Origin of the sequence: Deinococcus budaensis (assembly GCF_014201885.1) — a bacterium.
In the GTDB taxonomy this organism is placed as follows: Bacteria; Deinococcota; Deinococci; order Deinococcales; family Deinococcaceae; genus Deinococcus; species Deinococcus budaensis.
The window spans coordinates 282,326-308,678 of record NZ_JACHFN010000002.1 but is presented as its reverse complement, the minus strand read 5'-3'; the positions used below and the strand labels follow the sequence as shown (position 1 = coordinate 308,678).

Below are 26,353 nucleotides of genomic sequence, written 5' to 3'. Positions count from 1 at the left end.
AGATGCCCAGGTTGCCCACCCCCCAGGGGTGGCGCAGCTCCAGGCGCCGTGCAGAGCGGCGGCCCGGATGCGCCGAGGCCCGGCGCGTCGCGTTCCCGCCCAGGCTGGGAACCGCCCCGCGAGTGCGGGAGAAAGAGAGAATCCTATGGCCCTCCGACACAAGTCCGCCCAGAAGCGTCACCGCCAGAGCCTCAAGCGCCGCCTGATCAACCGCAGCCGCAAGAGCACCATCAAGACCTTCAGCAAGAAGGCCGTGGCCGCCGTGCAAGAAGGCGCCGAGAACGCCGCCGAGTTGCAGCGCAAGGCCGAGAGCCTGATCGACAAGGCCGCCAAGGGCAGCACCCTGCACAAGAACACGGCGGCCCGCAAGAAGAGCCGCCTCGCCAAGGCGCTCAACCGCGCCGCGGCCGCCAAGCAGGCCTGAAGCCCGGCCCGCGGCCCGCAGCCGCAAGCGGGAGCACCTCCCCCTGGGGAGAACAGTGCTCCCGCTTTTGCCTGTGGCGGGAGCACCGCTACTCGCGCAGTTCCTTGAGGTCCAGCGTGCCGCTGTAGCGGTCGAGGTCCACGATCAACTGGTACAGACCCGGCTGACCGCCGCCCAGCAGCCGCAGCGACCAGGTGCCTTTCGGGCAGCTTTGCCCGGCGACCTGGGTGCCTGCCGGGTCGAGCAGCCGCAGGGTGGCCTGACCGCTGCGCACCGTGCAGGTGCCGCGCACGCCGACGTGTTTGCCGTCCTCGTACAGCTCGAAGCTGTAGCGGTTTTGCCCCTGCGCGTTGAGCAGCTGCGTGGGCGTCAGGGTCACGTAGCCCAGCCGTAGCCCAAACGTGAAGTACAGCAGCGCCAGGGCCGCCGTCAGAGCCAGAATCAGAAGACGCATTACCGTAGTGTAACCCGGCTCACCTAGGAGGACCGGTTAAATCTTCACGTCCGTCGGGTTGCCCGCCAGGGCCTGCGCCAGCCGCGCCACGCCGCCCCGCAGGCGCTCGGGCGGCAGGTGGGCGAAGGCGAGCAGCACGGCGGGCGGGCGCGTCTCCTGCGCCAGGGGCGCGGCGGGGGTAAGGGCCACCCCGGCTGCGGCGGCGCGGGCCACGGCCTCCTCTTCCGAGAGGCCGGGCGGCAGCGTGACATGCACGTGCAGCCCGGCGCGGGCGGGCGTGACCGCCCAACCGGGCAGGGCCGGGGCCAGCGCCGCGAGCAGGACCTCGTGGCGGTGGCGGATGGCCTGCCGGGCGCCCCGCAGGTGGCGGGCGTAGGCGCCCGAGGCGAGCACATCGGCCAGGGCCAGGGCGTCGAGGGTGGCGGGGGCGCGGTCGGTGAGCGGGCGGGTGCGCGCCAGCACCCGGATCACCCGCTCGGGGGCGACGAGGTACCCGGAGCGGGTGACCGGCGCGAGGCTCTTGCTGAAGCTGCCCAGCAAGATCACCCGCCCCGGCGCGAGGCCCTGCATGGCCGCCGGGGGCCGCGCCGAGTGGTGCAGGTCGGCGGCGTAGTCGTCTTCCAGCACGAAGGCGCCTGCCCGGCCTGCCCAGGCGACCACCTCGGCCTGCCGCGCGGCGGGCAGCGTCACCGTGGTCGGGTACTGCGCGCCCGGCGTGAGGTACAGCAGGGTGGCCCGCGCGGGCAGCGCCGCCGGGTCCAGGCCCTGGGCGTCCACCGGGACCGGCCAGAGCGAAGCGCCGGTGGCCCCCAGCGCCGCCCGCGCCCCCGGATAGGTGGGGTCTTCGAGCGCCGCGACCCGGCCCTCTTCCAAAAAGAGCCGGGCCAGCGCGTCCAGAGACGCCTGGGTGCCGCCCGTGAGCATCACCATGTCGGGGGTCACCCGGGCGCCGCGCTCGGCGTTCAGGTAGGCGGCCAGGGCGCGCCTCGTCTCCAGCGGCCCCAGTTCGGCTTCCCGTTCGAGGAGCGGAGCGCCGCCGCGCCCGGCCTCCCGCGCCTGGCGCGCCAGGGCCTGCGCCCACGCTCCCGCCGGGTACAGGTCGGGGACCGGCTGGCCGACCCGGAAGTCCACCGCGTACTCGCCGCCCACGTCGGGCAGGGCGCCGGAGAGGGCGCGGGTGGCCCAGGCGCTCAGCGGCAGCGGCGGGGGTGCGGGCGCCTCGCCGGGAGCCGGGGCAGGCACCGCGACCCGCGTGCCGCTGCGGGCGCTGGCCCGCACGTAGCCCTCGGCGCCGAGCTGCTCCAGCGCGTCGGTCAGCGTGTTGCGCGACACGCCCAGCCGCGCGGCGAGGACCCGGTGGCCCGGCAAGCGGGTCCCCTCCGGCAACGCCCCGGCCAGCACCGCCTCGCGCAGGGTGCGCGCCACCCGCGCGTGCAGCGCTTCTCCAGGCAGCGCGGGCCGCAGTTGGTCGATCACGCGCCTAGCGCCCGAACTCGCGCGCCAGCCAGGCCGGATCGCCGCCCTCGGCCTCCAGCGCCTGCCCGGCCAGCGCGAGAAAACGGTCGCGGGCGGCCCCGGCCTCGGCGGGGGTCAGGCCGTGGGCGGCGGGGTCGGCCAGCAGGTCCCGCAGCAGAGCAAAGACCGGGGTGTCCGCGTGAGACACGCCGCGCACGGTCACGTCCGCCCGCCAGTTCAACAGGTAGTCCAGCGCGTAGGGGCCAGGTTCCAGCACGCACCCGCCGGGATAGGGGATGCGCCCCGGAGCGGGAAAGGAGACGGCGGGGGCAGTGGAGCGGTCCTCGGAGGCCATGTGAACAGGATGCACCCGCGCAGGCTGCCGGGACGGTGACCCCCACCCGTCTCTTACCCCTCTGGGCGGGAGCGCGGCGGGGCGCCTATCATGCGGGCCACCATGGACCCCGAGCTGCTGCACGCCTATCAGGAGGCGCTGCCCGACTACGAGCGGCTGCGAAGCGCCGTGGTGGCGCACATCACCCGGCTGCTCGCGGACGCGGGCCTGAACATCCACCACATCACCGGGCGGGTCAAGCGCCCGGCCAGCCTGGCCGACAAGCTGCGGCGCAAGCCGGGGCGCTACCGCACGCTGGGGGACGTGACCGATTTGGTGGGCCTGCGCGTCATCACCTACTTCGAGAGCGACGTGCAGGTGGTTGCCCGCCTGATCGAGGAGCACCACGTCGTGGACTGGAAGCATTCCATCGACAAGTCGCGGATGCACGACCCCGACCGCTTCGGCTACCTGGGGGTGCACTACGTGGTGCGCGCCGAACCCGACCTGGTGCCCGCGTTGCCCGGCATGCACTACGAGGTGCAGATCCGCTCGATCCTCCAGCACGCCTGGGCCGAGATCGAGCACGACCTGGGGTACAAGAGCCGCGAGGCCGTGCCGCGCGAGGTCCGGCGCCGCTTTTACCGCCTCGCCGGGCTGCTGGAGATGGCCGACGAGGAATTCATGGCCCTGCACCGCCTCAGCCACGACTACGCCGCCACCCTACCCACCCGCATCACGGAGGCGCCCGACAGCGTGTTTATCGACGCGCCCAGTCTGAAGTACCTGCTGGGCACCGCCCCCATCCATGACCTCGACCTCCAGATCGCGGAGGCGCTGCATGTCCCGCTGCTCTCGGACTGGTCGGACCCCGAGCGGGCGCAGCGGCTGGCGAGCCTGCTGCACCACGTCGGCGTGCATTCGGTCGGGCTGCTGCACAAGGAACTCGCCCGGCAGGGGCCGCAGCTCGTGCGCTTCGCCTCGGCGCTGCTGCCGCAGGTGCGCGAGCTGTGGACCCCGGCGGGGGGTCTGCGCCCTGGCAGCAGCGTCGTGCAGTACGGGTTGTGGCGGGCCTGTGCGAATCCGGCCCTCGATCCGCTGGAGATCGTGCGGCTGCTGGACCTCAGCGGCTCGGCGCAGGGGATGGTGGAGACGGTGCGGGCGGTGTATGCGCGGGAGGTGGGGGCGGGGTAGCGGCGTTGGAAGGTGCCCCCACCCCCAGCCCCTCCCCCCAGAGGGGGCAGGGGAGTGAAGCAAGGGGAGACGGGCGGCGCTGGGATGGGGCAGTCATCAAACGCAATGTTTGAGCTTGGTGCATCCACGCTGCAGCCACCCAGGGAGCTGCGCGGTTGAGGCGTGGGGAAGGCGGTGCGGACTCTGTTGACTCGTATCTGTGCGGCGTCCGCTGTGCCCGTTTCTGAATAGCTCAAGCTCTTGCGCTGTTGCTCCCTCCCTCCTGATGGGGGAGGCCGGAAGGGGGGAAACAGGTCAGGTCCCCAGCGTTCCCCATCCCCCTCTCCCCACCTCCTCCGCGCCGAGTGCTCTGCCAGCCCCCTGCCCCGCAAGTCGCTGGAAGCTGGCCGCTCCCTCTGCTACCCCCGCCGCGCCCGGTAACGGCGGATCAGGGCGTTGGTGCTCGAATCGTGGTCCAGGTCCGGCTCCCCGGCGGCGGTCAGTTCGGGCACGATCTTTCCGGCGAGGACCTTGCCGAGTTCGACGCCCCACTGGTCGAAGGAATTGATGTTCCAGATGGCCCCCTGTACGAAGACCTTGTGCTCGTACAGGGCGATCAGGGCGCCCAGGAGGCGGGGGGTGAGGCGGTCGGCGAGCAGGGTGTTGGTGGGCCGGTTGCCCTCGAAGACCCGGTGGGGCGCCAGCGCGGACTTTACGCCCCCCCCGGCCTGCACCTGTTCCAGCGTCTTGCCGAAGGCCAGCGCCTCGGTCTGCGCGAACACGTTCGCCATCAAGAGGTCGTGGTGCAAGGGGCCTTCGGGCGTGGGCAGCGGGTTGAGCGTCTGGCAAAAGCCGATGAAGTCGCAGGGGATCAGGGTGGTGCCCTGGTGGATCAGCTGGTAGAAGGCGTGCTGCCCGTTGGTGCCGGGTTGCCCCCACACGACCGGGCCGGTGTCGTAGTCCACGGCCTGCCCGTCCAGAGTGACGTGCTTGCCGTTGCTCTCCATGTCGAGCTGCTGGAGGTAGGCGGGAAAGTGGGCGAGGTACTGGTCGTAGGGCAACACCGCGTGCGTCTGCGCGCCGAAAAAGTTGCGGTACCACACGCCCAGCACCGCCAGCAGCACCGGCAGGTTTCCCTCCAGCGGCGCCGTGCGGAAATGTTCGTCCATCTCGTGGAAGCCTGCCAGCAACTCCCCGAAGCGCTCCGGCCCGACCGCGATCATCAGCGACAGACCGATGGCGCTGTCCAGGCTGTAGCGGCCCCCCACCCAGTCCCAGAAGCCGAACATGTTGGCAGTGTCGATGCCGAACCCCGCCACGGCTTCCGCGTTGGTGCTCACCGCCACGAAGTGTCGGGCGATGGCCGCTCCCTCGTCCGCCACGTTTCCCAGCCCGGCGAGCAGCCAGGTGCGGGCGCTTTCCGCGTTCGCCATCGTCTCCTGGGTGGTGAAGGTCTTGCTGGACACGATAAAGAGCGTCTCCTCGGGGTCGAGGCCCAGCGTCTTCTCGGTCAGGTCGGTGCCGTCCACGTTGGAGACGAAGCGCAGGGTCAACCGCCGGTCGGCATAGTGCTTCAGCGCCTCGTAAGCCATCACCGGGCCCAGGTCCGAGCCGCCGATGCCGATGTTCACCACATTCCGCAGTGGTTTGCCGGTCGCGCCCAGCCACGTCCCGCCGCGCACCCGGTCGGCAAAGGCGCCCATCCGGCCCAGCACCTCGTGGACGGCGGGAACCACGTTCTGGCCGCCGACCTCCATCACGGCCCCGCGCGGCGCCCGCAGGGCCGGGTGCAGCACGGCGCGGTCCTCGGTCACGTTGATGCGCTCGCCCGCGAACAGGGCGTCCCGGCGGGCCTCCACGCCCGTCTCACGCACCAGCCTCAGCAGCAGGGCCAGCGTCTCGTCGGTCACCCGGTTCTTGGAGTAGTCCAGAAAGAGGCCCGCGCCCTCGGCGGTCAGGCGCTCGCCGCGAGCGGGGTCGGCGGCGAACAGCTCGCGCAGGGTCGTGCCCCGCAGCGCCTCGAAGTGCGCCTGGAGCGCCTGCCACGCGGGAAGCCGGGTCAGGGAGGGCTGCGCCGGGTGGGCCGCGCCGGGGCCGAGGGGGTCACTCATGGCGGGAGCATACCAGCGCCCCCGGCGGGTGGGGTTTCGCCGACCGTTGGGGATGGGGAGGCCAGGGCGCCGAGCGTCAGGCCCGCGTCTTGAGCGGCGTGTCGGGACCCGCGCCGCCCTCGCAGGCCCGCTCCTGCGCCGCGTCCGGAACGAGCGCGCCGTGCAGCAGCAGACTGAAGCGGTCTTGCCAGTCGCGCAGCACCTCGCGCTGGTCGCGGTGGCCGCCGTGCAGCAGCGCTAGCAGGCAGGCGTCCACCAGCAGGGTCCCCAGCAGGTGGGTGTTGACCCCGTCGCGCAGCGCGCCCCGGTCACGCATGGCGATCAACACGGGTTCGACCAGCGCCACCAGCGTCAGGGCCGTGCGGACGCCCTCGCCGGGGGGCTGGCCCGCGTGGTCCGTCCGGCCGCCCTCGTGACGGGCACTCAGAACCGCGTGTCCCACCGCGCCGACCAGGTGGCGGTAGCGCACGCCGAGGTCGGCCATGCGCCCCGTGACCTTGTCCCAGACCTGCTGCGGGTTCGCGCCCCGGCTCAGGCGCTCGACGGCGTCGTCGCGGCTGGCCTGCACGGCCTTTTCGAAATGCGCGAGCAGCATGTGCATCTTGCTGGGGTAGTAGCGGTACAGGTTGGTGCGGCTCACAAACGCGGCGCGGGCGATGTCCTGGGCGCTGGTCGCCTCCAGACCGCTGCGGGCGAACAGCTCGAAGGCCGCGCGGGCGATGCGTTCGCGCCGGGCGTCGTCCTGCTCCTCGCGGTCGACCTTCATGGGGCCTGGAGAACCGGGCGGGGCGAGCGGCGAGGGCCAAGGGGGTGGGTTCCGCGAAACGCCAGGTGCCCCGGCGCTTTCCCGGAAAGGACGGAGTCGAGCGGAGTCCACCTCACGCCGCCCAGGGTAGCGTCGCCGCCGCGCCGCGTGCAGTCCCCATCCTTACGGTTGTCCTGAGCCTTGGGGCGCGGGCTTCCCTTGCCGCCCGGCTGGCCGCGCTATTCTGCCCCGCGTGCCTGGCGCCTCCGTTCCCGCTCTTCCCGAACACGGCATGGAAAGCTTACGCCCCCTGATCGCCGACCGCCCGGAAGCGGACCGCGAGCGGGTGGAGCGCGCCTACGTGTTCGCGCGCGACGCCCACGCGGGGGTCAACCGCAAGAGCGGCGAGCCGTACATCACCCACCCGGTCGCGGTGGCCGTCATCCTGGCGCGGCTGGGGATGGACACCGACAGCCTGCTGGCGGGCCTGCTGCACGACACGGTCGAGGACGTGGAGGCCGTGACCTTCGAGGGGATCGAGCGCGAGTTCGGCCCCGACGTGCGCCGCATCGTGGAGGGCGAGACCAAGGTCAGCAAGCTCTCCAAGACCGGCAGCCAGCAGGCCGAGGTCGGGGACGCGGGCCGCGACATGCAGGCCGAGAACCTGCGCCAGATGCTGATCGCCATGACCGGCGACATCCGCATCATCGTGGTGAAGCTGGCCGACCGGCTGCACAACATGCGGACCCTCGGGTCCATGAAGCCCGAAAAACAGGTCCGCATCGCCCGCGAGACGATGGAGATTTTCGCGCCGCTCGCGCACCGCCTCGGCATCGGGCAGATCAAGTGGGAACTCGAGGACCTCTCGTTCCAGTACCTTCAGCCTGACGCCTACGCCTACCTCCAGACCCGGCTGCGGACCCGGCAAGAAGAGCGCGAGGCGCTGATTCAGGGCGCGGTCGTGCAGTTGCGCGAGGCCCTGCAAGACGACCTCGAACTGCCCGAGTGGGTGGCCGACATCGACATTGCGGGGCGCAGCAAGCACCTCTGGAGCATCCACAACAAGATGCAAAAGGAAGGCAAGGCGCTGGAGCAGATTTTCGACCTGCTCGCCATCCGGGTGATCCTGACGCCCAGGGAGCTGACCGTGCCCCCCGGCACCGACGAGAAGCGCCGGTTGCGCGCCGAGGAGACCCGCGAGAAACGCATCTGCTACCACACCGTCTCCATCGTGCATTCGATGTGGACGCCGCTGCCGGGACGCTTCAAGGACTACATCGCGGTGCCCAAACCCAACGGCTACCAGAGCCTGCACACGACCGTGATCAGCCAGAGCGGCCAGCCGATCGAGGTGCAGATTCGCTCACGGCGCATGCACGAGGTCGCCGAGTACGGGGTCGCCGCCCACTGGATGTACAAGCAGGGCAGCACGCTGGCCCAGCGCGACCGCGAGAACTGGATCGCCCAGCTGCGTGAGCTGCAAAACGAGATCAACGACGCCTCGGACTACATGGATGCGGTCAAGAGCGACATCCTCTCGCAGCGCGTGCGGGTCTTTACCCCCAAGGGTCTGGCGATCAGCCTGCCGCTGGGCAGCACGCCCATCGATTTCGCGTACCACATCCATACCCGCATCGGCGAGACGACCGTGGGGGCGCGGGTCAACGGGTCCATTGTGCCGCTCTCGCATAGGCTCGGCAACGGCGACATGGTCGAGATCGTGACCTCCAAGAACAGCAAGCCCAACCAGGGCTGGCTGAACTTCGCCGTGACCCGCTCGGCGCGCGCCAAGATCCGCCACTACTTTCGCCAGCAGGAACGCGACGAGGCCTTACAGCACGGCCACGACCTGCTGGAGCGCTACCTGCGCAAGCGCCACCTGCCGGTGCGCCAGCTGATGCGGACCAAGCTGCTGGAGGAAGCCACCCACAAGCTGCTGGGCACCCGCAACCCCGACGACCTGTACCAGGCGCTGCACGCCGGAAAGGTCACGCCCAGCGCGGTCGGGCGGCTGCTCTCGCCCAGCCTGGCCCAGGAGCAGGCCTCGGGTCCGGCCCGGCGCGGCCCGCCGGGTCCCCGGCCTCCCGCGCCGGGCGGCGTGTACGTCGAGGGCCTGAGCACCACCACCAAATTGTCGCTGTGCTGCAACCCGATTCGGGGTGACCAGATTATGGGCTACCTCACGCGGGGCCGGGGCGTCAGCATCCACCGCCTGGACTGCCCCAACATGATCCGGCTGCTCAAGGACGAACCCGAGCGCTGCGTCGCCGCCTCGTGGGATTCGGGCAGGCCGGGCGGCACCATCGTGGACCTCGACGTGGTCGCGCCCGACCGTCAGGGGCTGCTGGCCGACGTGCTGGGCGCGCTCGCCGCCGAGAAGCACAGCCCGATGAAGATCGAGGCGGGGGTGGGCGCCGACAGCGTCGCGCATATCGCGCTGCGGCTGGCCGTTACCGGGCAGGAGGAGGTCGAGCGGGTGCGGGCGGCGATCTCGCGGGTCAGTGGGGTCACGGAGGTGCTGCGGGTCGGGAAGAACGGGGGGCGGGGGCGGGCGAGCGCCTGAGCGGGGCTGGTCGGGTCGGTGTGGCAGGGTGTCTTGATTCGGTTCTCCCCCACCCCCAGCCCCTACCCCCGGAGGGGGCAGGGGAGCTTTTCGCTGCGCTCGGCAAGAGTCGTTCCAGGCGGTTATGGCGGCGCCTCCCCTGTGACCGTTCCTACCTCAACGCCATGCTCCGGTAATGCTGGAAGGCCTCGGGCCTGCGGCCCGAACGGCTCGGCTGCCTGGAAAGCGAGCTGGAAGGGTGGGACCTGGCCGTCGGCTGACCCGGTTTAGAAAAGCAGGAGGGTCAGGCCACCGCTTTGGCGAGAAGGGGGAGGGCAGCCAGAAGCAGGTCAGCGACCCGGGTGAAGGGGAGAGGTCAGCCGACGAGGGCTGGTGGCAGGGCAGTGGAGAAGCACAACCACCTATCGAGCGAGAAGCGTTTTTTTCATAGCGAAGCGCCTTCACTCCCCCCTGCCCCCGGTGGGGGTAGGGGGCTGGGGGGTGGGGGCTAACGGGACGCGGCCAACTCCCCAGCCCCACCCTCACTTCTCCCGACGCTCGGCAGCCACCGCCGCAGCACCAGCGGAACCCCCTCCGCCGCCACCCACACCAGCGCCGCATACCGCAGCGCCCGCACCAGCCCACCATCCTTCACCGCGTCCGGCAACGCTCCCAGCCCGAAAAACACCGCGAACACCAGCAGCAGCCCCAGCACGCCCACCGTCAGGCGGCCCGCCAGATCGCGCGGCGGCGTGAAGTCGGGCCGGACGAACCAGAAGCCCGCCAGGAGGCCCAGCGCCACGCCGTACTCGCGCCCGGTTCCGGCGGGCAAGAAGGCGGCGATGGTCAGGAAGATCGCCGGAATGGCCCAGCGCCACACGCCCCACTGCGCGAAGACTCCGCGCGCGGCCAGCAGGGCAAACACCGCGCCCAGCAGCAAGCCCACCACGACGTCGCTGGGATAGTGGACATTCAGCGCCAGCCGCGAGACGGCGATCAACGCGATCAGGGGCAGGGCCACCAGCCACGCGCCCCGGCGGTTCAGTTGCGCCGCGACGCCGCCCCACAGGGTCGCGGCCATCTGGGTGTGGCCGCTGGGCAGGCCGGGGCCGCCCGCCGTGGCCCGCGCCGCCTCGCTGGCCGCACCGGGGTCGTTGGTGAAGGGGCGCGGCAGGTCCAGGCCGTACTTGAGCGCCGTGTTCACCAGATAGGACAGCGCGAAGGCCACCCCCAGGTCGCGTCCGCCGCGCGGGTTTACCAGCCAGGTGTAGAGCGCGAGCACCACGATAAAGACCTCGTCGCGCCCGAGGTTGGTGACGGCCAGCCAGAAGGTTTCCATGTCTTCCCATTGTGACGCCTGCCGCGTTTCGGCGAAAAGGGCTGCTCAGGTGCGAATGGGGGGGCGGCGCTACACTAGGCAGCATGACGGTTTCAACCCCCGACGTGCTGCAAGTCGCGCAGCACCGCGCCGAGCACGCGCTGGAATTGCGCGGCATCACCAAACGCTTTCCGCTGGTGCTGGCGAACGACAACATCTCGCTGAGCGTGAAGTGGGGCAGCGTCCACGCCCTGTGCGGCGAGAACGGCGCGGGCAAGAGCACCCTGATGAAGATCGTGTACGGCGCGCAGCCGCCCACCTCCGGCGAGATCGTGGTGGACGGCGAGGTCGTGAACTTCACCGACCCGGCGCAGGCCATCGCGCGCGGCATCGGCATGGTCTTTCAGCACTTCATGCTGGTGGACACCCTGACCGTCACCGAGAACGTGATCCTGGGGGCCGAGCCGACGGCGGGCACCTCCATCAACTACGCCGCCGCCCGCCGCCGGGTGGCCGAGCTGATCCGGCAGTTCAACTTCGCCCTCAACCCCGACGCGCTGGTGGGCGAGTTGCCGGTCGGCCTCCAGCAGAAGGTCGAGATTCTCAAGACGCTCTACCGGGGCGCGCGCATCCTGATTCTGGACGAGCCGACCGCCGTGCTGACCCCCAGCGAGACCGACGAGCTGTTCGACTTCCTGAAAAACCAGTACGCGGCCAGTGGCAACGCCGTCATCTTTATCAGCCACAAGCTGCACGAGGTCCTGCACATCTCGGACACCATCAGCGTCATCCGCGACGGCAAGATGATCGGCACCATTCCCGCCCAGGGTGCCACCACCGAGACGCTCGCCCGCATGATGGTGGGGCGCGACGTGAGCCTCAAGGTGCAGAAGGCGGCGGCCCGGCCCGGCGAGGTCGCCCTCGACGTGCGCGGCGTCACGGTGCGCGGCGAGCACGGCAACGCGGTAGACGGCGTGTCCTTTCAGGTCCGGGCGGGCGAGATCGTGGGCATCGCGGGCGTGGAGGGCAACGGCCAGAGCGAACTGGTCGAGGCGATCACCGGACTCGTGCCGGTCGCGGGCGGGCAGATCACCTACCAGGGCCGCCCGGCCCACGGCGTGCGCGAGGTCGAAGCCTCGGGCCTGTCGCACATCCCGGAAGACCGCAACGAGCGCGGGCTGGTGCTGGACATGACCACCGCCGAGAACTACATCCTGGGCGAGCAGGACCGCGCCCCCTTCGCCGGGCGCTTCGGCTTCCTGAACCTGGAGGCCATCGAGAAAAACGCCCGCGAGCTGAGCGAGAAGTACGACGTGCGCCCCCGCAGCGCCAGCCTGCGCGCCGGACAGTACAGCGGCGGCAACGCCCAGAAGCTGATCGTGGCCCGCGAGATGCGAAAAGGCCCCAAGATTCTGGTCGCCTCGCAGCCCACGCGCGGGGTGGATATCGGCGCCATCGAGTTCATCCACGCCCGCATCGTCGAGGCGCGCGACCAGGGTCTCGCCGTGCTGCTGATCAGCGCCGATCTGGGCGAGGTCATGAACCTCTCCGACCGCATTCTGGTCATGTACGAGGGTCAGGTCGTCGGTGAGGTTCCCGCCAGCGACGCCACCGAGACGGGCCTGGGGCTGCTGATGACCGGCAGCGGCGGCGCCAGCGGACGCAGCGGCCACGTCAGCGAAACGCTCCAAACCGGCGAACGTTAAGAGGGCAAGAAAAAGGGCCGCCTCCGAGTGGGGCGGCCTCACGTGACTGTATGAGATTACTAGAGAACGCAGTCTGCGATAGGCAAAGCCTGAACGCTGGGGGAAACGTTGCTAATCGTCCCATCCGCGCTCCTGGCCTGAATAATCAGGAAGGATGCACCTTTAACCCTAATAGTGTTAATAGGCTTGACGATGATGTCTTGAGCACTCAGGCTGCGCTTGCCTACCGTTTGCGGAGCTAGTCCAGCGCCGACACCGAATTCAAACTGCACATCAGATCCATAGGAGTAAAGGTTGCCCAGAGAACCAGAGTACACTTCTGCCGTCCTGCCTGTATCGCGGCCTTCCAAGCGTGCGCCAATTTGGTTGATAGACCCATTCCATTTCGCAGTGAAGCCAATGCGTGTAGTCGTATTGTCGCATATGACAGATGCTCCGGCGTCGTAGACATTGCCGTCCTGATCCACTGCTCTTTGCTTCAAAACATATTCGCTCTGATACGAGGTTAGCTGTAAATTGCTCACCGGAGCAATAACTTCTACCCCACCACAACTCGCCAGCATCGCGCTCAGCCCGACGGCTCCCAGCAGCATCTTTTTCATACCTTTCACTTTCACCCCTGAACCTGACGCCGGGGTGATGAGGGCTTGAGGCAACGTGAGGCGAGCACAAATGTAGGCGGCTTTTCTCCGGCGGCTGCTTATGCTGCATCCATGAAGCGAATCGCTGGACTGCTGATGCTGGGCGTGTTGACGGCCTGTGCGCCCGCCGCGACGGTACCCCAGGTGCGGCTGGTGTCGCAGGCGACGGTGCAGGGACGGCTGCTGAGCGTGACGCTGATCAACGCGGGGCCGAACAACCTGCTGCTCGAAAACGAGTGTCCCCGGCCCTTCGTGGCGGGCTACCGCGAGGTGCCGGTGGCGCAGGCCGCGCCCCAGCCCACGCCTGCGCAGACCTGCGTGGATGTGCCGCTCGCCCCCCGGTCCTGGCGCGTGGGCGAGAGCATCACAGCCTCGGTGACGCTGGACCTGCCCGCCGGAACGCGCACGCTGGTGGCCTACGCGGCGCCGCGTGTCCGGCGCGTGGTGGACGGCAAAGCGCAGGGAGAGTACCGCACAGTGAACGTGGAAACGGCGCCGCTGACCGTGACCTTGCGATGAAGTGACAGAGGAAAAGGCCGGAGCAGCTTGACGCTCCGGCCTCCCGCATTCCTGTCTCTACACCATCTGCAACGGGCTGCTCAGCGCCGCCGCTTCCGGGTTGAAGCGGGGCAGTTCGGGCAGGTCCTGGCCGTCCGCGCCGATCAGGCGGCCATACAGCATGTGCGGCGTGGCGTGCTCGATGCGGGCGCGGTAGAGGCCAGGGCCGCTGGCGCCGATGGCTTTCGGAACGACCGTGGGGTGGTTGCCGCGCGTGTGGCCTTCCAGAAAGCCCGAGTCGTGGGCGTCGCCGCGCAGCAGCAGTTCCTGAATGGTGCCGACCTTCTCGGCGTTCTTGCGGGCGCTCCATTCCTTCTGCCTCACGATCAGGCGCTGGAGGCGTTCGGTCTTCAGCTCGCGCGGCAGGTCCTGAAAATGCTTGTAGCTGGGCGTGCCGGGGCGCGGCGAGTAGATGAACATGTAGGCGCTGTCGTAGCCCACCTCGTCGTAGAGGCTCAGCGTCTCCGCGAAGTCCTCCTCCGTCTCGCCGGGAAAGCCCACGATGATGTCGGTCGCCAGGACCGCGTGCGGCAGGTGCTTGCGGATGTTGGCGATGTGGCCCAGGTACGTCTCGCGGGTGTACTCGCGGGCCATGCGGCGCAGCACCCGGCTGGAGCCGCTCTGCACCGGCAGATGCACGAACTCGCACACGGCGGGGGTCTCGGCCATCGCCACGGCCACGTCCTCGGTGAAGTTCATCGGGTGGCTGGTCGTGAACTTGATGCGCTTCACGCCGCTGCGGCCCACCAGTCGCAACAAGTCGGCAAAGGAGGGGTAACCGGCGAGCTTGGCGCCCTGGTCCACCCCGTAGGCGTTCACGTTCTGGCCCAGCAGCGTGACCTCCTGCACCCCGGCGGCGAGTTGCAGGTCGAGTTCGCGCAGGATGTCGTCGGGGTGGCGGCTGACCTGCGGGCCGCGCGTGGTGGGCACGATGCAGTAGGTGCAGTGGTGGTCGCAGCCGCGCATGATCGTGAGATGCGCTTGCAGCTTTCCGGCGGGGGACGGCGGGATGTGCTCATGCAGCTCGTCCTTGAATTGCAGGCCCCAGAAGCGCTCGTTGCTCTCCAGCGCCTTGCCGATGTCCAGCAGGCTGCCCGGCCCCAGCAGCACGTCCACCTCGAACTTGCGGGCGATCTGCTGGCCTTCTTCGAGCTGCGCGAGGCAGCCCATCATGCCGACGACCAGAGGCCGCTGCTGCTTTTGCTTGCGCAGGTCGCCCAGCACCGATCGGACCTTGTCCACCGGCTTGCCGCGCACCGCGCAGGTGTTGATCAGGACGAAATCGGCCTCGTCCACGCTCCCGACCATGTCCGCGCCGAAGCTGACGAGCTGCGACTCGACCAGATGCGAGTCGTACTCGTTCATCTGGCAACCGTAGGTAATAAGGTGTGCCTTCATCTGTTTCTCCCCAGGCTGGCCGGAGGGATTCCGGGGCCTCTCGTGCGCGGCTTCCGACGGGGCGGGCCGCGACCGGGAGGGATTCTAGCTCAGGGGGTGGTGGGCGTCTGTGCGGGCAAAGGCGCCAGAGGTGCCGGAGCGCTGGCGGGTGCGGCGGCCTGCTGGCGTTCCAGCGTGACTGTGTAGCCCAGCAGCTCACGGCCCAGCAGAACGGTGCGGAGTGTGCCGCTGAGTTTGCTGGCGGTCAGGTCGCCGCGCAGGGTGCCCCGGAACTTGTCGCCGTCCTCGTAGAGGTTGAGGTCGAGGCGCCCGCCTCCGTTCCCGGCCCGCTCGAACGTGCCGCTGACCGCGTAAGCTTTGCGGCTTTCCAGGTTGGTCAGCACGCCGCTGGCCCGGCCCCCGCGCTCCTGTACCGCCAGCAGCAGGCGGTAAGGGACCCGGCCGGTGCCGCCCACGCCGACGCCCTCGTAGGTGCCGTTCAGGGCGCGTTCCAGCGCGGTCTGCGCGTCGATCTGCGCGCCCAGGGTGCAACTGCCCAGCAGGGGCAGGAGGGCGGCGGCCAGGACGGGCAGCAGGAGGGATGAGCGCATACCGGAGCCTAGGCTGGCCTCATGAAGTGTGTCTGACGCCGCTTTCGGGGGCCGAGGCCAGGCCCAGCAGCCGGTCGTCCTCGCCGGGCCGCCCGACAAGCTGCACGCCCACGAACGGGGTGGAAGAAGGCAGCGCGACCGTGGGGGCGCCCAGCAGGCTGAACGGAGCGGTCAGGCGCAGGACGGCGCGGCGCAGGGGCGCGGGGCCGCCCAGCAGCTCCACCTCGTCCTGGCCTGCCAGGGGCGGCGGCGTGGGCACGGCGGGGGCGAGCAGCAGGTCAAAGCGGGTCAACAGGTCGTCCAGGAAGGCGCGGTACTCGGCGCGGCGAGCGTGGGCGGCCTGTAGCTCGTCCGGGGTCAGCGCCTGCCCCTGCCGCAGCGAGGCGAGGGTAGAGGGCAGGAAACCGGGGTCGGGGTGCTGCAAGGCCTCCGCATGAACCCGCGCCGCCTCGCCCAGCACGATGGGGGTGTAGGCGTCCAGAACCTCGGGGAAGTCGGCGGGAGAGAGGACGGCGCCCAGTTCCTCCAGCCCGGCGGCGAAGGCCCGCACCGCGTCCCGCACGGAGGCGTCCACCCAGCCCTCCGGCAGCCAGACGCCCACCCGCACGCCCTCCCAATCCTGCGCCGCCACCGCCTGCCCGGTCAGCGCCTCCTGCACGCGCACGATGGTCCGCACGTCCCGCGCCAGCGGCCCCGCGTGGTCGCAGGTTGGACTCAGCGGCAACACGCCCGCGAGGCTCCACGCCGGATGGTCCTTCGTGGGCTTGTACCCGGCGACCCCGCACCACGCCGCCGGAACGCGGATGGAACCGCCCGTGTCCGTCCCCAGCGCGAAGTCCACCTGCCCCAGCGCCACGCTGACCGCCGCGCCGCTGCTGCTGCCGCCCGGCACCCGCCCGGGGTCGAAGGGATGCCGGGTGCCGCCGAAGCCGTTCATGCCCGTGATGCCCAGCGCGATCTCGTGCAGATGGGTCTTGCCGAGGGCCGAGGCGCCCAGGTCGAGGAGGCGGCGGACCAGCACGCTCTCGCCGGGGTCGGGCACGGGCGCGCGGGTGCTGGCGGTCAGCGGCCAGCCGGGGACGCCGTAGAGGTCCTTGACGCTGAAGGTCAGCCCCGCGAGCGGCCCACCCGGAGCGCCGCGCAGGGGAGAGGCCGGGCGGGAGGCCCACGCCCGCTGGGAATCGGGAAAATCCGGGAGAGTCACGCGTCCCAGCCTAAGCGCTGCGCCGCACCGACAGCGGACCGCTGCCCCTCAGAACGGCAGGATGGCGGGTTGCTGCCACAGCCCCTGCGCCAGCGTGAAAGGGCCGAAGGTGGGCTGGCCCAGCACGCCCAGGTCGGCCGCGAAGCTTCCGTCCACCCGGTAGCTGACCTGCCTGCCGCGCGCGACCTCCAGAAAGGCCCCGGCGGTCTGGAGGGTGACTGGTAGGGCGAGGTTGGCGTCTTGCAGCGCCTCGCCCCGCGCGGGGAGGGCGACGTTCGGCAACTCGAGGCGGCCCACGTCCTGGCCGTCGATCACCAGCCGGGCGCTGAAGTTCGCCAACCGCAGCGGGAGGGGATTGGGGTTCTGTACGCGCAGGCGCAGGGTGAGGTTCGCCAGCGCCGGATTCGGGCCGCTGGGCAGACTCAGGCGGGTGAGGCGCACACTCTGGACCTCGAAGGTGGGGACCTGGACCACCGACTGGGTGGGGGCGCAGGCCCCCAGGCCGAGGGCGAGCAGCGGAGCGAACAGCAGCTTGTTCATGCGGCCACGGTAGCGGCTCCGGCTGGCCGCCACCTGACCGCGCTCGCCCGACCGTGCCTTCCCACCGCGCCTACCCGGCCGTGCCCGCGCGGCTGTTACGCTGTTTCCCATGAAGCGCCCCCCCCTGAAGCGGATGATGACGGCCCTCGCCCTGGCAGGCGCCTGCGGCGGCGCGGCGGGCGCGGCGACCCTCGACTTCGGCGTAACTTACCGCAGCGGCGCGGCGCTCTGGGACGGCGGCCTGCTGCGCTTCGGGGTCAGCGAGGTCCCCCTGGGGCGGGCGACCCTCTCCGCCGCAGTGTCCAACCGGGCGGTCGAGGCCGGAGTCGGCGGGGGCCTCAGCCTGCCGCCCGCCGGGGCGCTCACCCTGCGGGCCGACGCGGCCCTGACCTACCGGGGAGGCGTGCGGCTGGCCCCGCGCGCGTCGGGCACCCTCGGGCCGGTTGCGCTGAACGTGGGGGGGGCCTTCTTCACGGCGGCGGCGACCGAGGTGGACCCGCTCGCCGCCTGGACCCTGACGCCCACCGATCTGCGCGCCCGGGGCTGGGCCGCCGACTTCACCGCCCGCTACCGGGTGGGCCGCGCGCTCGTCGCCGTGCTGGGGGGCGAGTTCGGCCCGCAAAACCAGGGCTTCGCGGGCGCGGAGTGGCGGCGCGACCTGACCCGCGTGCTGCCCCCCGCCGAGGGTGACGACCCCGCCACTGAACCCCTCACCGAGACCACCGGCAGCGTCACGCTGCGGCTGGGGGCACGGGCCGGGCAAGGCGTGCTGGGCGTGACGGGCGGCGTCTCGTACAGCGCCGAGTCGGGGCTGAGCCTCGCCCTCGACGCCCTGGCCGGGCCGGGAGGCTGGGGGGCGGTGGGCAGTCTGAGCGCCCCCGATCCGCTGGGCGAGGGCAGCGACGCCCGGCTGTACGTCGCCTACGAGCCGTGGCGGCGGGCGAGTGCCCCGCTGCGCGCGGGGGCCGAGGTCAGTCTCCCGGCCGGACCGGGGACCCTCAGCGCGGCGGTGCGCGGCGGCCTGACGGCGAGTGGGACCAGCGGTTTCGGCGTGCGGGTCGGCTACAGCCTGCCGCTGGGCGCCTGGCCGGAACGGCCCTGAGCTGCGCGCCCCTCCCGCTGGGCCGTCTCCAGGCGCGGTGAACCCCGCGTCAGCGTCCGCGCCCCCTTCTCATGAGGCCGGATGGAAGACTCTGGGCGTGAAGCTCTTTGTCTCCTCTTTGCTGACCCTCGCCGCGCTGGCGTCCAGTGCAGGCGCCCAGACCGCCCAGGACATCCTCACCCGTGTGGACGCGGCCCAGAAGGCGGCCAAGGACGTGACCTTCCGCCTCAGCGGCAGCGCCGCTTTCGACACGTCCAGCCAGAAGATCGACCTGACCGTCAAGAGCATCCCCGCCCAGGGCCTGGCCCGCCTGCAATTCCTGGCCCCCGACGCCCTGGCCGACAACGTGGTCGTCGCGGACAGGAACGAGGTCCGGCAGTACCTCTTCTTGACCAACCAGATCACGGTCACGCCCACCAAGAAGGCGGCGAATGGGGCCAGCGGGGCCTTCGGGGGGCTGGACTTTACCCAGCTCAGCAACGCCGCGACCCTGCTGGGTCAGTACAACGTCAAGCTGCTGGCGACCAGCGGCGCAGCGGGCAAGCGGGTCTATCAGCTGGAAGCCACGCCCAAGAGCACGGGCGGCGGCGACCGGGCGCGCGTGTGGATCACCGAGGCGGGCTGGCGCCCCACCCGCCTTCAGCTGCTGGGCACCGGCAACAAGGTCCTGGCCGACCTGACGGTCAGCAACTACCGCGTCAACAGCGGCCTGACCGCCAGCGGCCTCAAGACCCTGCCGCGCGACGCGCAGATTATTCGCCAGTAACCCGCGCTGCCGTCATCTGGAGAGGCTCCTGACTGGGGGCCTCTCTTGTCGTCTCGCTCCCTACGGCTCCCCAGAGCGACATGCCCAAAGCAGGCGCCCCCACCGGGCGGGCGGGGGCGTGGTCGATGGAGGCTTCCGGCGCCGGGCCGGGCAGGGGGCCTCAGCTCAGGACGCGGCGGGCGCCGACGTAGCGGGTGGCCCAGTAGGGGTTGCCGAACAGCGGTTCGATCACGGTGCGGCCCTGGTAGCTGTTGGCGTTCGCCATCAGGCCGTCGCCGATGTAGATGCCAACGTGGCTAGCGACGCGCCCGGTGGTGTTGAAAAACACCAGGTCGCCGGGTTGCAGGTTGCGGCTGCTCACGGCGTACCCGCTGCGCCACTGCGAGGCGGCGGTGCGGGGCAGGTTGATGCCCATCTGCCGGAAGACCAGCATGGTGTAACCCGAGCAGTCCACGCCGCGTCCGCCGGTACCGCCCAGCGCGTAGCGGATGCCCAGGAAGCGCGAGGCGGCGCTGCGGACAAAGGCGTTGCCCCGGGGAGCAGCGGCCACCGGCGCGGCGGCGCGGGCCGGAGCAGCTGCGGCGGTCGCTGCCGCGCCGCCCACGTTCAGCCGCTGGCCCACCTGGATGGTGGTGCTGTTCAGGCCGTTGAGGCGCATCAGCTGGGCAGGCTCCATCCGGTACTGGACGGCGATCTTGGACAGCGTGTCACCCGCCTTGACGGTGTAGCTGGCGGCGAGGGCAGGGCTGCTGCCCAGGGCAGCGGCGATCAGGAGGGCGCGGAAGGCTTTCATCGACCTGGGAAGTTTACTCCGCCTTTATTTTTTTTACCTTAATCCTCGGTCGAAGAGGCGGTTTTTATGCGCCTATACGGACTCTATGCGGATCTCTTCTCGATGAATACGCACAAATTCGGCTGCGTCGCTCAAGCTTCTCAGAGTCTGACTCATTTCTAAATGAGCCGGAGAATCTCCCGCCAGGAGGGACTGAAACCGTCCCTGGGGCCTGGGGGTGAATCTCATTGTTCTCATCACGGTTAGGCGGCTCGGCGCGAGTACCGGGGGGGGCGGTGGGGCGTCCAGCGGCGGGGGAGGCGGCCTATACTCGGGGGCAGGACGCCGCGCGGCGTGGAAACAGGCCCCACCGGAGGACCGATGAAGGAACCGATGACCACCGACCAGTTGCTGCAAGGTCTCAAGCACTACCGCCGGATCGCCCGCCAGGACATGCTGCGGGCACCCGAGACGCCGCACCCGGACGCCTTTTTGAAGCACGCCGAGAGCCGCCGCGAGGTGTACGTGGCGCTGGGCACCTATGCCGAGGCCCACGCCAGCGACGAGGTGATCGCGCACTCGCTGGAGCTGTACCGCCAGCTGCCCTTTGTGACAGGTACGCCCGAGCACGAGTACCCCGAGATCAAGGGCCGTGAGAACGCGCTGGAGAACTTCTTCCTCTTGGTCGGGCTGGACCCCAAGACCCGCCGTGAGGCCCGCAGCCACCGGCCCAAGCTGGAGCTGAGCGGCCCCGCCGGGGGCTGACCCTGGCGGCTGTAGGCAGCCCGGCAGCCGGTGACCCAGCAGCGGACGCCGCGGCCCTGGGTGCGCTGGAGGGCCGGGCCAGGGGGTGCGCGGCCTGCCCGCTGCGGCCGGGATCCTCGCAGGTGGTGGTGGGCGAGGGCGACCCCGCCGCGCCGCTGGTGATCGTCGGGGAAGCCCCGGGCGGCGAGGAGGACCGGACCGGGCAGCCCTTTGCGGGCGCTGCCGGGGAGTTGCTGGACCGCATCCTGGCCGCCGTAGACCTCTCGCGGGGGGACGCCTACCTCACCACCGTGGTCCAGTGCCGCCCGCCTGGCGACCGCGCGCCGCACCCGCTGGAGGTGGAGACCTGCACGGCGCTGTGGCTGCGCCCGCGCCTGGGCCTCTTGCGGTCCCGGGTGATCCTGAGCCTGGGCAACACCGCCACCCAGCACCTCTTGGGGACCCGTCAGGGCATCACGCAGCTGCGGGGCCGCTGGTACGCCTACGGCGGCTCCCACGGAACGCTGCTGATGCCGCTGTTTCATCCCGCTTACCTGCTGCGCGAGACGACCCGCATACCCGGCGGCCCCCGCAGCCTGACCTGGCGCGACATCCGTGAGGCGGCGGCGGTGCTGCGCGGCGAGAAGGCCCCCGCCGAGCTGGCCTCTGCCGCAGCGCCCGACCGGGGCGACCTGCCCACGCTGTTCTGACCCGGCCCGGGGCCGTGCCTGCGGGCGGTGGCGAGGAGCGCTGGGGCGCCCTGGGCCGCAGGCTCTAGACTGCCCCGCATGCCCAACCCCGAATTCGTCGGCCTCGTCAACTCGCTGCAAGCCACCGCCGAGGCGGCGCTGGGGGACCTGAACGCCGCGACCGCCAGCGCCGCCCGCGACGGCCTGCTGGAGGGCAGCCGGGCACGCCAGACCGCCGAGCGCTCGCTGGGGTTGCTGCTGATGCTGGCCGAGAAGACGCGCGGCAACCTCGACTTCACCGAAGCGGACCTGCTTACCGAGGCCATCGGGAGCCTGCGCGCCCGCCTGGGGAACTGAGCCGTGCGGGCGGTCTTGCAGCGGGTCACCCGCGCGAGCTGCACGGTGGAGGGGAGGGTCACCGGCTCGACCGGGCCGGGCTTCCTGATCCTGCTGGGCGTGGCGCCGGAGGACACGCCGGACACGGCCCGCGCGCTGGCGGCCAGGGTCGTCAAGCTGCGGGTCTTCAGCGACGGGGCGGGCAAGATGAACCTCAGTGTGCTGGACATCGGCGGAGGCGTGCTGAGCGTCAGCCAGTTCACCCTGTACGCCGACATGCGCCGGGGCAACCGTCCGGGCTTTTCCGGGGCCGCCGCGCCCGAGCACGCCCGCGCCCTCTACGCCGGGTTCAATGCCGCGCTGCGGGAACACGGCCTGCCGGTGGGGGAGGGGGTCTTCGGGGCGCACATGCAGCTCGACCTGACGAACGACGGCCCGGTCACGCTGCTGCTGGACACGGCGGAAGGCTGACCCCGCCCCCCGGACCTGGGACGCTGCTCGGGTGGGCACCGGGAAGGGCGCGGGGGGGCTGCTCAGCGCCGGAGCCGGGCCGGCCTGCGCTTCACCCTCGGCGGCGTCCTGGCCGCTATGCTGCGCCGCATGAAGCCCGGTCATCCCGTGCCCCACCGGGGCCGTCTGCTGCTGCTGGCCGCCGCGCTCCTGCTGGGCACGGCGGGGGCCTACACCGTCAAGAAGGGTGACACCCTCTTTTCCATCGCGCGCACCCACGGCACCACGGTCGCTGAACTCTCACGGCTGAACAACCTGACCGGCACCACCATCGAGGTCGGGCAGACCCTGCGCCTGCCGGGCGAGGCCCCCGTGAGCGCGCCCGCGACCCCGGCCCCCCCACCCCCGGCGGCCAAGCCTCCAGCCGCCAAACCGCCAGTTGCCAAGCCGCCAGTGGCCCAGCCCCCAGTGGCCCAGCCGCCAGCCGTCAAGGCTCCGGCGGCTCCGGCACCCGCCCCGGCCGCCCCCGCGCCGCTCCCCGGCACGGTCCCGCCGGGAATGGCCCAGATCGCGGGCGTGACGGTCAGCGCGCCCACCAGCCTGCGGATGGGGGACGCCTTTGTGCTGCGCCTCAGCGGGCCGCGCGCCGCCGGGGCCACCGTGCGCTTTCTGAGCGAGCTGGGCGAGGACGTGCGCCTCCCCGCCGAGGCCCTGACCCCCAGCGGCGCGGCGGGCGAGTACGTGGTGCTGGGCCGGGTGGTGCTGGGCAAGACCACGCCCGTCGTGTACGAGATCAAGGTGGGGAGTGATCTGCTGCGCGGCAGCATCCCGGTGACCGATCTGGGCCAGGTCGTGCAGCATCTCAACTTGCCGCGCTCGATCAGCAGCAAGCTCGAAGACCCCGGCCGCAAGGCCGAGGACGCCGCCGTCGAGAAGGCCTACGCCCGCCGCACCGCGCGGGTCTGGACCCGGCCCTTCGCGCCCGCCGTGCAGGTCAAGGCGCAAAGCAGCGCCTTCGGTCAGCCGCGCACCTACGTCGCGGGCGGCCCGGTGCAGTACCACTACGGCACCGACTATCCCGCGCCGGTCGGCACCCCCGTGCTGGCGGTCAACGACGGCACGGTCGTGATGGCCGGGCGCTACCCGGTGCGCGGCGGCCTGGTCATCATCGACCACGGGGCTGGGCTGACCAGCCTGTACTTTCACCAGAGCCGGGTGACCGCCAAGGTGGGCCAGAAGGTCACGCGCGGCATGAAGATCGGCGAGGTCGGCTCCACCGGCCTGAGCGCCGGGCCGCACCTGCACCTCGAACTGCGGGTGCGCGGCGAGGGCACCAACCCGGCCGGGTGGATGAACCGCATCTGGCCGAGGTAGGCAGCGGTCAGCCGCCAGCCGTCAGCGACCAGCACAAGAGCGCTGCCGCCGTGGCCAGGGCGGCCCCGTTCCGCCGATTCATGGCGGCTGGCGGCTGATAGCCTCTTGCCCATGTCCGACCTCCCCACCCTCGACCAGCTCAACACACAGGGCGAGGGCATGCTGCCCGGCCTGATCGGCATCCGCTTTACCCACGCCGAACGCGGCCTGCTGCGCAGCGAGTTCGAGGTGCGGGCCGAGCTGCTCGCTCCCAACGGCTTTCTGCACGCGGCCAGCGTGGTCGCCCTGGCCGACACGACCTGCGGCTACGGCACGCGGATGCTGCTGCCGCCGGGGGCGAGCGGCTTTACCACCATCGAACTCAAGAGCAACCACCTCTCGACCGCCCGCGAGGGGGTCGTGACCTGCGAGGCCCGCGTCGTCCACGCCGGGCGCACCACCCAGGTCTGGGACGCCGAGGTGCGCGGCCCGGGAGAGCGGGTAATGGCGCTGTTCCGCTGTACCCAGGCGGTGCTGTATCCCAGGGAGGCGCGTGGTGTGTAGCGTGTGGCGCGTAGCCACCCACCTGCGGTTTTTTGCCCAGCCACGACCCCTATGCCCCCAGCCGCCCACTTCCTGAACCATCCCGACCCCCTGACCCGCGAGGTCGCGCGGGGTTACGCGGCGGGCGCCTTCTTGATGGACAACGGAAACGGGGTGGGCTGGTACGGGGTGGACACCCGGGCGCTGGTGCCGCTGACCGAGGAAGAGGGGCTGCATGTGGCGCGGCGGCTGCGCCGGGAGCTGGGGCGCTTCGAGGTGCGGGTGGACTCGGCGTTCGGGCAGGTGCTGGAGGGCTGCCGGGGCCGCTTGCCAGGAACGCCGGAGCGGGACGGCGAGTGGATCAGCCCGCCGCTGGCCGAGCTGTACCGGCACCTGCACGGGGCGGGGCTGGTCCATTCCTTTGAGGTCTGGCAGGACGGCGAACTCGCGGGCGGGGTGCTGGGCCTGAGCCTGGGCGGGGCCTTTATCGCCGAAAGCAAGTTTCACCGCGTCACGAACGCGAGCAAGGTCGCGCTGGTGCGGCTGGCCGGGCACCTGCACGCGCGGGGCTTCACGCTGCTGGACGCGCAGATTCAAAATCCGCACCTCGCGCGGCTGGGCGTCTTCGAGGTGAGGGGCGAGGAGTACGCGGCGCGGCTGCACGCGGCGCTGGGGCAGGACGTGAGCCTGGGCGGTCCGCCCCTTTCCCCGCCCCCCATGCCCTAGCCAACCCGCCCGCATGCGGCCCTCACCCCGCTTACCCTGGCCCCATGACGGTCCCCGTTCTGACCAGCCCGGATGCCCCCCCGACCGTGCCGCTGCGGGTGCTGATCTGCGACGAGATGAACCCCGGCGACCTCTCGCACCCGGGCTTCGAGATCGACTACGAGGGGAACCTCCCGCGCGAGGAGACGCTGCGCCGCCTGCCGGGGTACGACGCCCTGATCACCCGCAGCCGCACCCGGGTGGACCGCGAACTGCTGGCGGCGGCGGGAGAGCGCCTGCGGGTCATCGGGCGCGGCGGCGTGGGCGTGGACAACATCGACCTGGAAGCGTGCAGTCGCCGGGGCATCCTGGTCCTGAACGCGCCCGAGAGCAACAACGTCTCCGCCGCCGAACTCGCGGTCATGCACCTGATGGCCGCCGCGCGCGGCCTGACCCGCTCGGACCGCCTGACCCGCGCGGGCGAGTGGGACCGAAAGTTCCTGGGCGTGGAACTCAAGGACCGCACGCTGGGCATCGTGGGCCTGGGGCGCATCGGGTCCATCGTGGCCGACCGGGCGCAGGGGCTGCGGCTGCGGGTGGTCGCCTTTGACCCCTATGTCCCCGAGAACAAGTTCGAGCGGCTGGGCGTGGAGCGGGCCGCGACCCTGGACGAGCTGCTGACGGCGGTGGACTTCCTGACCGTCCACACGCCGCTCACCGACGAGACGCGCGGGATGATCGGGGCGCGCGAACTCGCCCTCCTGAAACCGGGCGCCATCGTGGTGAATGCGGCGCGCGGCGGCATCGTAGAGGAGGGGGCGCTGGTGGAGGCCCTGACCTCCGGGCACCTGTTCGGCGCGGGGGTGGACGTGTTCGTGGAGGAGCCGCCCGCGCCGGACCATCCCTTTTTGCACGCGCCCAACCTGGGGATCACCGCGCACCTGGGGGCCAACACCCGTGAGGCCCAGGAGCGGGTGGGCGCCGAGATCGTGGAGCGGGTGCTGGCGGCCCTGCACGGCGACGTGAGCCGGGGGGCGGTCAACGCCCCGGCGCTGGACGCGCGGACGCTGGAGCTGCTGGGCGGGTACCTCGACCTCGGGGAGAAGCTGGGGCGCATCCTGGCGCAGCTGCTCCCCGGCGCGCACGACCTGGAGGTCACCTTTCAGGGCGAGTTCCCCGCCGATCCCGCCCCGGTCGTGACCGCCACGCTGGTGGGGTACCTCTCGGGCAGCACCGACGAGCGCCCCAACCTGATCAACGCCCGCGCGCTGGCGAAGGAGCGGGGGCTGAGCCTCGCCGTGCGCGAGGTGGCCGAGAGTCCCGACTACCAGACCGAGGTGATCGTGCGCGTCACGAGCGGCGCCCACGGCGAGAAGCAGCGCACCCGCACGGTGGGCGGCACGGTGTTTGGCCGCAGCCCGCGCCTGACCCGGCTGCGCGACTTCCGGGTGGAACTCGCGCCCGAAGGTTTCATCCTGATCGCTTCCAACCAGGACCGGCCCGGCGCGGTCGCCAAGCTCTCGAACTTGCTGGGCACCTGGGGCGTGAACATCGCGGGAATGGCCCTGGGCCGCGCCGAGAAGGGCGGGCAGGCGCTCTTTACCCTCACGCTGGACGACGGCCTGACCCCCGAGCAGCTGCGGGCGATCCGCGACCTCGACGTGATCGACTCGGCGTATCTGGTGCGGGTGTAGGGGCGA

The 26,353-nt window shown here is 71.0% G+C and carries 27 protein-coding genes; 15 read left to right on the top strand and 12 right to left on the bottom strand.

Annotated elements, in window-relative coordinates; translation table 11 throughout:
• The first annotated feature begins 145 nt into the window (after positions 1 to 145).
• On the top strand, positions 146 to 424 hold the full coding sequence (gene rpsT / locus HNQ09_RS04305; RefSeq protein ID WP_184025912.1) for a 30S ribosomal protein S20: 279 nt from the start codon (positions 146 to 148) through the stop codon (positions 422 to 424).
• A gap of 88 nt (positions 425 to 512) precedes the next feature.
• Here the strand turns inward: rpsT and HNQ09_RS04300 are convergent, their stop codons facing one another.
• The 3 genes from HNQ09_RS04300 to HNQ09_RS04290 are packed head-to-tail and all read right to left on the bottom strand — an operon-like array spanning position 513 to position 2,688.
• Positions 513 to 878 carry a hypothetical protein gene (locus tag HNQ09_RS04300; RefSeq protein WP_184025908.1) on the bottom strand — a complete coding sequence of 122 codons (366 nt, stop codon included), beginning with the start codon at positions 876 to 878 and terminating at the stop codon, positions 513 to 515.
• A 36-nt stretch (positions 879 to 914) separates the two neighbouring features.
• A complete protein-coding gene (gene pdxR, locus HNQ09_RS04295; RefSeq protein WP_184025904.1) occupies positions 915 to 2,354 on the bottom strand; it encodes a MocR-like pyridoxine biosynthesis transcription factor PdxR in 1,440 nt (479 codons plus the stop codon).
• A 4-nt stretch (positions 2,355 to 2,358) separates the two neighbouring features.
• Positions 2,359 to 2,688, bottom strand: a complete 330-nt coding sequence (locus HNQ09_RS04290) for a hypothetical protein (RefSeq protein ID WP_184025901.1) — start codon at positions 2,686 to 2,688, stop codon at positions 2,359 to 2,361.
• Positions 2,689 to 2,790: 102 nt separating this feature from the next.
• Here HNQ09_RS04290 and HNQ09_RS04285 point away from each other — a divergent pair, with 102 nt between their 5' ends.
• Entirely contained in the window at positions 2,791 to 3,861 is a 1,071-nt protein-coding gene (locus tag HNQ09_RS04285) for a GTP pyrophosphokinase (RefSeq protein ID WP_184025898.1), read from the top strand.
• Between the two features lie 398 nt (positions 3,862 to 4,259).
• On the opposite strand, the gene pgi is transcribed toward HNQ09_RS04285, so the two are convergent.
• Positions 4,260 to 5,951, bottom strand: coding sequence for a glucose-6-phosphate isomerase (gene pgi / locus HNQ09_RS04280; protein WP_184025895.1), 1,692 nt, complete (start codon positions 5,949 to 5,951; stop codon positions 4,260 to 4,262).
• A 76-nt stretch (positions 5,952 to 6,027) separates the two neighbouring features.
• Positions 6,028 to 6,717, bottom strand: coding sequence for a TetR/AcrR family transcriptional regulator (locus HNQ09_RS04275; RefSeq protein WP_184025892.1), 690 nt, complete (start codon positions 6,715 to 6,717; stop codon positions 6,028 to 6,030).
• Between the two features lie 271 nt (positions 6,718 to 6,988).
• On the opposite strand from HNQ09_RS04275, the gene HNQ09_RS04270 reads away from it, so the two are divergent.
• The gene (locus HNQ09_RS04270; protein WP_184026239.1) at positions 6,989 to 9,259 is read left to right on the top strand and encodes a RelA/SpoT family protein; all 2,271 of its coding nucleotides are present in this window, start codon (positions 6,989 to 6,991) and stop codon (positions 9,257 to 9,259) included.
• 487 nt (positions 9,260 to 9,746) lie between these two features.
• Here the strand turns inward: HNQ09_RS04270 and HNQ09_RS04265 are convergent, their stop codons facing one another.
• The gene (locus tag HNQ09_RS04265; protein ID WP_184025889.1) at positions 9,747 to 10,577 is read right to left on the bottom strand and encodes a phosphatase PAP2 family protein; all 831 of its coding nucleotides are present in this window, start codon (positions 10,575 to 10,577) and stop codon (positions 9,747 to 9,749) included.
• Between the two features lie 83 nt (positions 10,578 to 10,660).
• Between HNQ09_RS04265 and HNQ09_RS04260 the strand changes: the two genes are divergently transcribed.
• Entirely contained in the window at positions 10,661 to 12,262 is a 1,602-nt protein-coding gene (locus tag HNQ09_RS04260; RefSeq protein WP_184025886.1) for an ABC transporter ATP-binding protein, read from the top strand.
• A gap of 59 nt (positions 12,263 to 12,321) precedes the next feature.
• On the opposite strand, the gene HNQ09_RS04255 is transcribed toward HNQ09_RS04260, so the two are convergent.
• Positions 12,322 to 12,864: a hypothetical protein gene (locus tag HNQ09_RS04255; RefSeq protein ID WP_184025884.1), complete on the bottom strand. Its 543-nt coding sequence runs from the start codon at positions 12,862 to 12,864 to the stop codon at positions 12,322 to 12,324.
• Positions 12,865 to 12,975: 111 nt separating this feature from the next.
• On the opposite strand from HNQ09_RS04255, the gene HNQ09_RS04250 reads away from it, so the two are divergent.
• On the top strand, positions 12,976 to 13,422 hold the full coding sequence (locus tag HNQ09_RS04250; protein ID WP_184025881.1) for a hypothetical protein: 447 nt from the start codon (positions 12,976 to 12,978) through the stop codon (positions 13,420 to 13,422).
• Between the two features lie 57 nt (positions 13,423 to 13,479).
• Here the strand turns inward: HNQ09_RS04250 and miaB are convergent, their stop codons facing one another.
• The 4 genes from miaB to HNQ09_RS04230 form a co-directional block, all read right to left on the bottom strand.
• On the bottom strand, positions 13,480 to 14,859 hold the full coding sequence (miaB, locus tag HNQ09_RS04245) for a tRNA (N6-isopentenyl adenosine(37)-C2)-methylthiotransferase MiaB (protein ID WP_184025878.1): 1,380 nt from the start codon (positions 14,857 to 14,859) through the stop codon (positions 13,480 to 13,482).
• Positions 14,860 to 14,948: 89 nt separating this feature from the next.
• Positions 14,949 to 15,449 (bottom strand): hypothetical protein, encoded by a 501-nt coding sequence (locus HNQ09_RS04240; protein WP_184025875.1) that lies wholly within the window; start codon positions 15,447 to 15,449, stop codon positions 14,949 to 14,951.
• A gap of 19 nt (positions 15,450 to 15,468) precedes the next feature.
• On the bottom strand, positions 15,469 to 16,653 hold the full coding sequence (locus HNQ09_RS04235) for an amidase family protein (protein WP_184025872.1): 1,185 nt from the start codon (positions 16,651 to 16,653) through the stop codon (positions 15,469 to 15,471).
• Between the two features lie 48 nt (positions 16,654 to 16,701).
• Complete coding sequence (locus tag HNQ09_RS04230) at positions 16,702 to 17,193, bottom strand: LEA/WHy family protein (RefSeq protein WP_184025869.1); 492 nt, start codon at positions 17,191 to 17,193, stop codon at positions 16,702 to 16,704.
• A 109-nt stretch (positions 17,194 to 17,302) separates the two neighbouring features.
• Here HNQ09_RS04230 and HNQ09_RS04225 point away from each other — a divergent pair, with 109 nt between their 5' ends.
• The gene (locus tag HNQ09_RS04225; RefSeq protein ID WP_246363117.1) at positions 17,303 to 18,295 is read left to right on the top strand and encodes a hypothetical protein; all 993 of its coding nucleotides are present in this window, start codon (positions 17,303 to 17,305) and stop codon (positions 18,293 to 18,295) included.
• 97 nt (positions 18,296 to 18,392) lie between these two features.
• A complete protein-coding gene (locus tag HNQ09_RS04220) occupies positions 18,393 to 19,061 on the top strand; it encodes an outer membrane lipoprotein-sorting protein (protein WP_184025866.1) in 669 nt (222 codons plus the stop codon).
• 160 nt (positions 19,062 to 19,221) lie between these two features.
• On the opposite strand, the gene HNQ09_RS04215 is transcribed toward HNQ09_RS04220, so the two are convergent.
• Entirely contained in the window at positions 19,222 to 19,854 is a 633-nt protein-coding gene (locus HNQ09_RS04215; protein ID WP_184025864.1) for a C40 family peptidase, read from the bottom strand.
• A gap of 360 nt (positions 19,855 to 20,214) precedes the next feature.
• Between HNQ09_RS04215 and HNQ09_RS04210 the strand changes: the two genes are divergently transcribed.
• The 8 genes from HNQ09_RS04210 to serA all read left to right on the top strand — a co-directional run bounded on the left by HNQ09_RS04210 (position 20,215) and on the right by serA (position 26,347).
• Positions 20,215 to 20,598 (top strand): hypothetical protein, encoded by a 384-nt coding sequence (locus HNQ09_RS04210; RefSeq protein ID WP_184025861.1) that lies wholly within the window; start codon positions 20,215 to 20,217, stop codon positions 20,596 to 20,598.
• 2 nt (positions 20,599 to 20,600) lie between these two features.
• Positions 20,601 to 21,287, top strand: coding sequence for a uracil-DNA glycosylase (locus HNQ09_RS04205; protein WP_184026233.1), 687 nt, complete (start codon positions 20,601 to 20,603; stop codon positions 21,285 to 21,287).
• 78 nt (positions 21,288 to 21,365) lie between these two features.
• Complete coding sequence (locus HNQ09_RS04200) at positions 21,366 to 21,623, top strand: DUF1844 domain-containing protein (RefSeq protein ID WP_184025858.1); 258 nt, start codon at positions 21,366 to 21,368, stop codon at positions 21,621 to 21,623.
• Between the two features lie 3 nt (positions 21,624 to 21,626).
• Positions 21,627 to 22,073: a D-aminoacyl-tRNA deacylase gene (gene dtd, locus HNQ09_RS04195; RefSeq protein WP_184025855.1), complete on the top strand. Its 447-nt coding sequence runs from the start codon at positions 21,627 to 21,629 to the stop codon at positions 22,071 to 22,073.
• 129 nt (positions 22,074 to 22,202) lie between these two features.
• The gene (locus HNQ09_RS04190; protein ID WP_184025853.1) at positions 22,203 to 23,426 is read left to right on the top strand and encodes a LysM peptidoglycan-binding domain-containing M23 family metallopeptidase; all 1,224 of its coding nucleotides are present in this window, start codon (positions 22,203 to 22,205) and stop codon (positions 23,424 to 23,426) included.
• 111 nt (positions 23,427 to 23,537) lie between these two features.
• Positions 23,538 to 23,969 (top strand): PaaI family thioesterase, encoded by a 432-nt coding sequence (locus HNQ09_RS04185; RefSeq protein WP_184025850.1) that lies wholly within the window; start codon positions 23,538 to 23,540, stop codon positions 23,967 to 23,969.
• Positions 23,970 to 24,020: 51 nt separating this feature from the next.
• Positions 24,021 to 24,674 (top strand): leucyl/phenylalanyl-tRNA--protein transferase, encoded by a 654-nt coding sequence (gene aat, locus HNQ09_RS04180; RefSeq protein ID WP_184025847.1) that lies wholly within the window; start codon positions 24,021 to 24,023, stop codon positions 24,672 to 24,674.
• A gap of 44 nt (positions 24,675 to 24,718) precedes the next feature.
• Complete coding sequence (gene serA, locus HNQ09_RS04175; protein WP_184025844.1) at positions 24,719 to 26,347, top strand: phosphoglycerate dehydrogenase; 1,629 nt, start codon at positions 24,719 to 24,721, stop codon at positions 26,345 to 26,347.
• Positions 26,348 to 26,353 lie beyond the last annotated feature (6 nt).

Excerpts from the sequence above, each read along its gene's own strand:
- rpsT (WP_184025912.1), top strand. The coding sequence starts at position 146 with ATGGCCCTCCGACACAAGTCCGCCCAGAAGCGTCACCGCCAGAGCCTC.
- HNQ09_RS04300 (WP_184025908.1), bottom strand. The coding sequence starts at position 878 with ATGCGTCTTCTGATTCTGGCTCTGACGGCGGCCCTGGCGCTGCTGTAC.
- HNQ09_RS04290 (WP_184025901.1), bottom strand. The coding sequence starts at position 2,688 with ATGGCCTCCGAGGACCGCTCCACTGCCCCCGCCGTCTCCTTTCCCGCT.
- HNQ09_RS04285 (WP_184025898.1), top strand. The coding sequence starts at position 2,791 with ATGGACCCCGAGCTGCTGCACGCCTATCAGGAGGCGCTGCCCGACTAC.
- pgi (WP_184025895.1), bottom strand. The coding sequence starts at position 5,951 with ATGAGTGACCCCCTCGGCCCCGGCGCGGCCCACCCGGCGCAGCCCTCC.
- HNQ09_RS04275 (WP_184025892.1), bottom strand. The coding sequence starts at position 6,717 with ATGAAGGTCGACCGCGAGGAGCAGGACGACGCCCGGCGCGAACGCATC.
- HNQ09_RS04270 (WP_184026239.1), top strand. The coding sequence starts at position 6,989 with ATGGAAAGCTTACGCCCCCTGATCGCCGACCGCCCGGAAGCGGACCGC.
- HNQ09_RS04265 (WP_184025889.1), bottom strand. The coding sequence starts at position 10,577 with ATGGAAACCTTCTGGCTGGCCGTCACCAACCTCGGGCGCGACGAGGTC.
- HNQ09_RS04260 (WP_184025886.1), top strand. The coding sequence starts at position 10,661 with ATGACGGTTTCAACCCCCGACGTGCTGCAAGTCGCGCAGCACCGCGCC.
- HNQ09_RS04255 (WP_184025884.1), bottom strand. The coding sequence starts at position 12,864 with ATGAAAAAGATGCTGCTGGGAGCCGTCGGGCTGAGCGCGATGCTGGCG.
- HNQ09_RS04250 (WP_184025881.1), top strand. The coding sequence starts at position 12,976 with ATGAAGCGAATCGCTGGACTGCTGATGCTGGGCGTGTTGACGGCCTGT.
- miaB (WP_184025878.1), bottom strand. The coding sequence starts at position 14,859 with ATGAAGGCACACCTTATTACCTACGGTTGCCAGATGAACGAGTACGAC.
- HNQ09_RS04240 (WP_184025875.1), bottom strand. The coding sequence starts at position 15,449 with ATGCGCTCATCCCTCCTGCTGCCCGTCCTGGCCGCCGCCCTCCTGCCC.
- HNQ09_RS04230 (WP_184025869.1), bottom strand. The coding sequence starts at position 17,193 with ATGAACAAGCTGCTGTTCGCTCCGCTGCTCGCCCTCGGCCTGGGGGCC.
- HNQ09_RS04225 (WP_246363117.1), top strand. The coding sequence starts at position 17,303 with ATGAAGCGCCCCCCCCTGAAGCGGATGATGACGGCCCTCGCCCTGGCA.
- HNQ09_RS04215 (WP_184025864.1), bottom strand. The coding sequence starts at position 19,854 with ATGAAAGCCTTCCGCGCCCTCCTGATCGCCGCTGCCCTGGGCAGCAGC.
- HNQ09_RS04210 (WP_184025861.1), top strand. The coding sequence starts at position 20,215 with ATGAAGGAACCGATGACCACCGACCAGTTGCTGCAAGGTCTCAAGCAC.
- HNQ09_RS04200 (WP_184025858.1), top strand. The coding sequence starts at position 21,366 with ATGCCCAACCCCGAATTCGTCGGCCTCGTCAACTCGCTGCAAGCCACC.
- HNQ09_RS04190 (WP_184025853.1), top strand. The coding sequence starts at position 22,203 with ATGAAGCCCGGTCATCCCGTGCCCCACCGGGGCCGTCTGCTGCTGCTG.
- HNQ09_RS04185 (WP_184025850.1), top strand. The coding sequence starts at position 23,538 with ATGTCCGACCTCCCCACCCTCGACCAGCTCAACACACAGGGCGAGGGC.
- aat (WP_184025847.1), top strand. The coding sequence starts at position 24,021 with ATGCCCCCAGCCGCCCACTTCCTGAACCATCCCGACCCCCTGACCCGC.
- serA (WP_184025844.1), top strand. The coding sequence starts at position 24,719 with ATGACGGTCCCCGTTCTGACCAGCCCGGATGCCCCCCCGACCGTGCCG.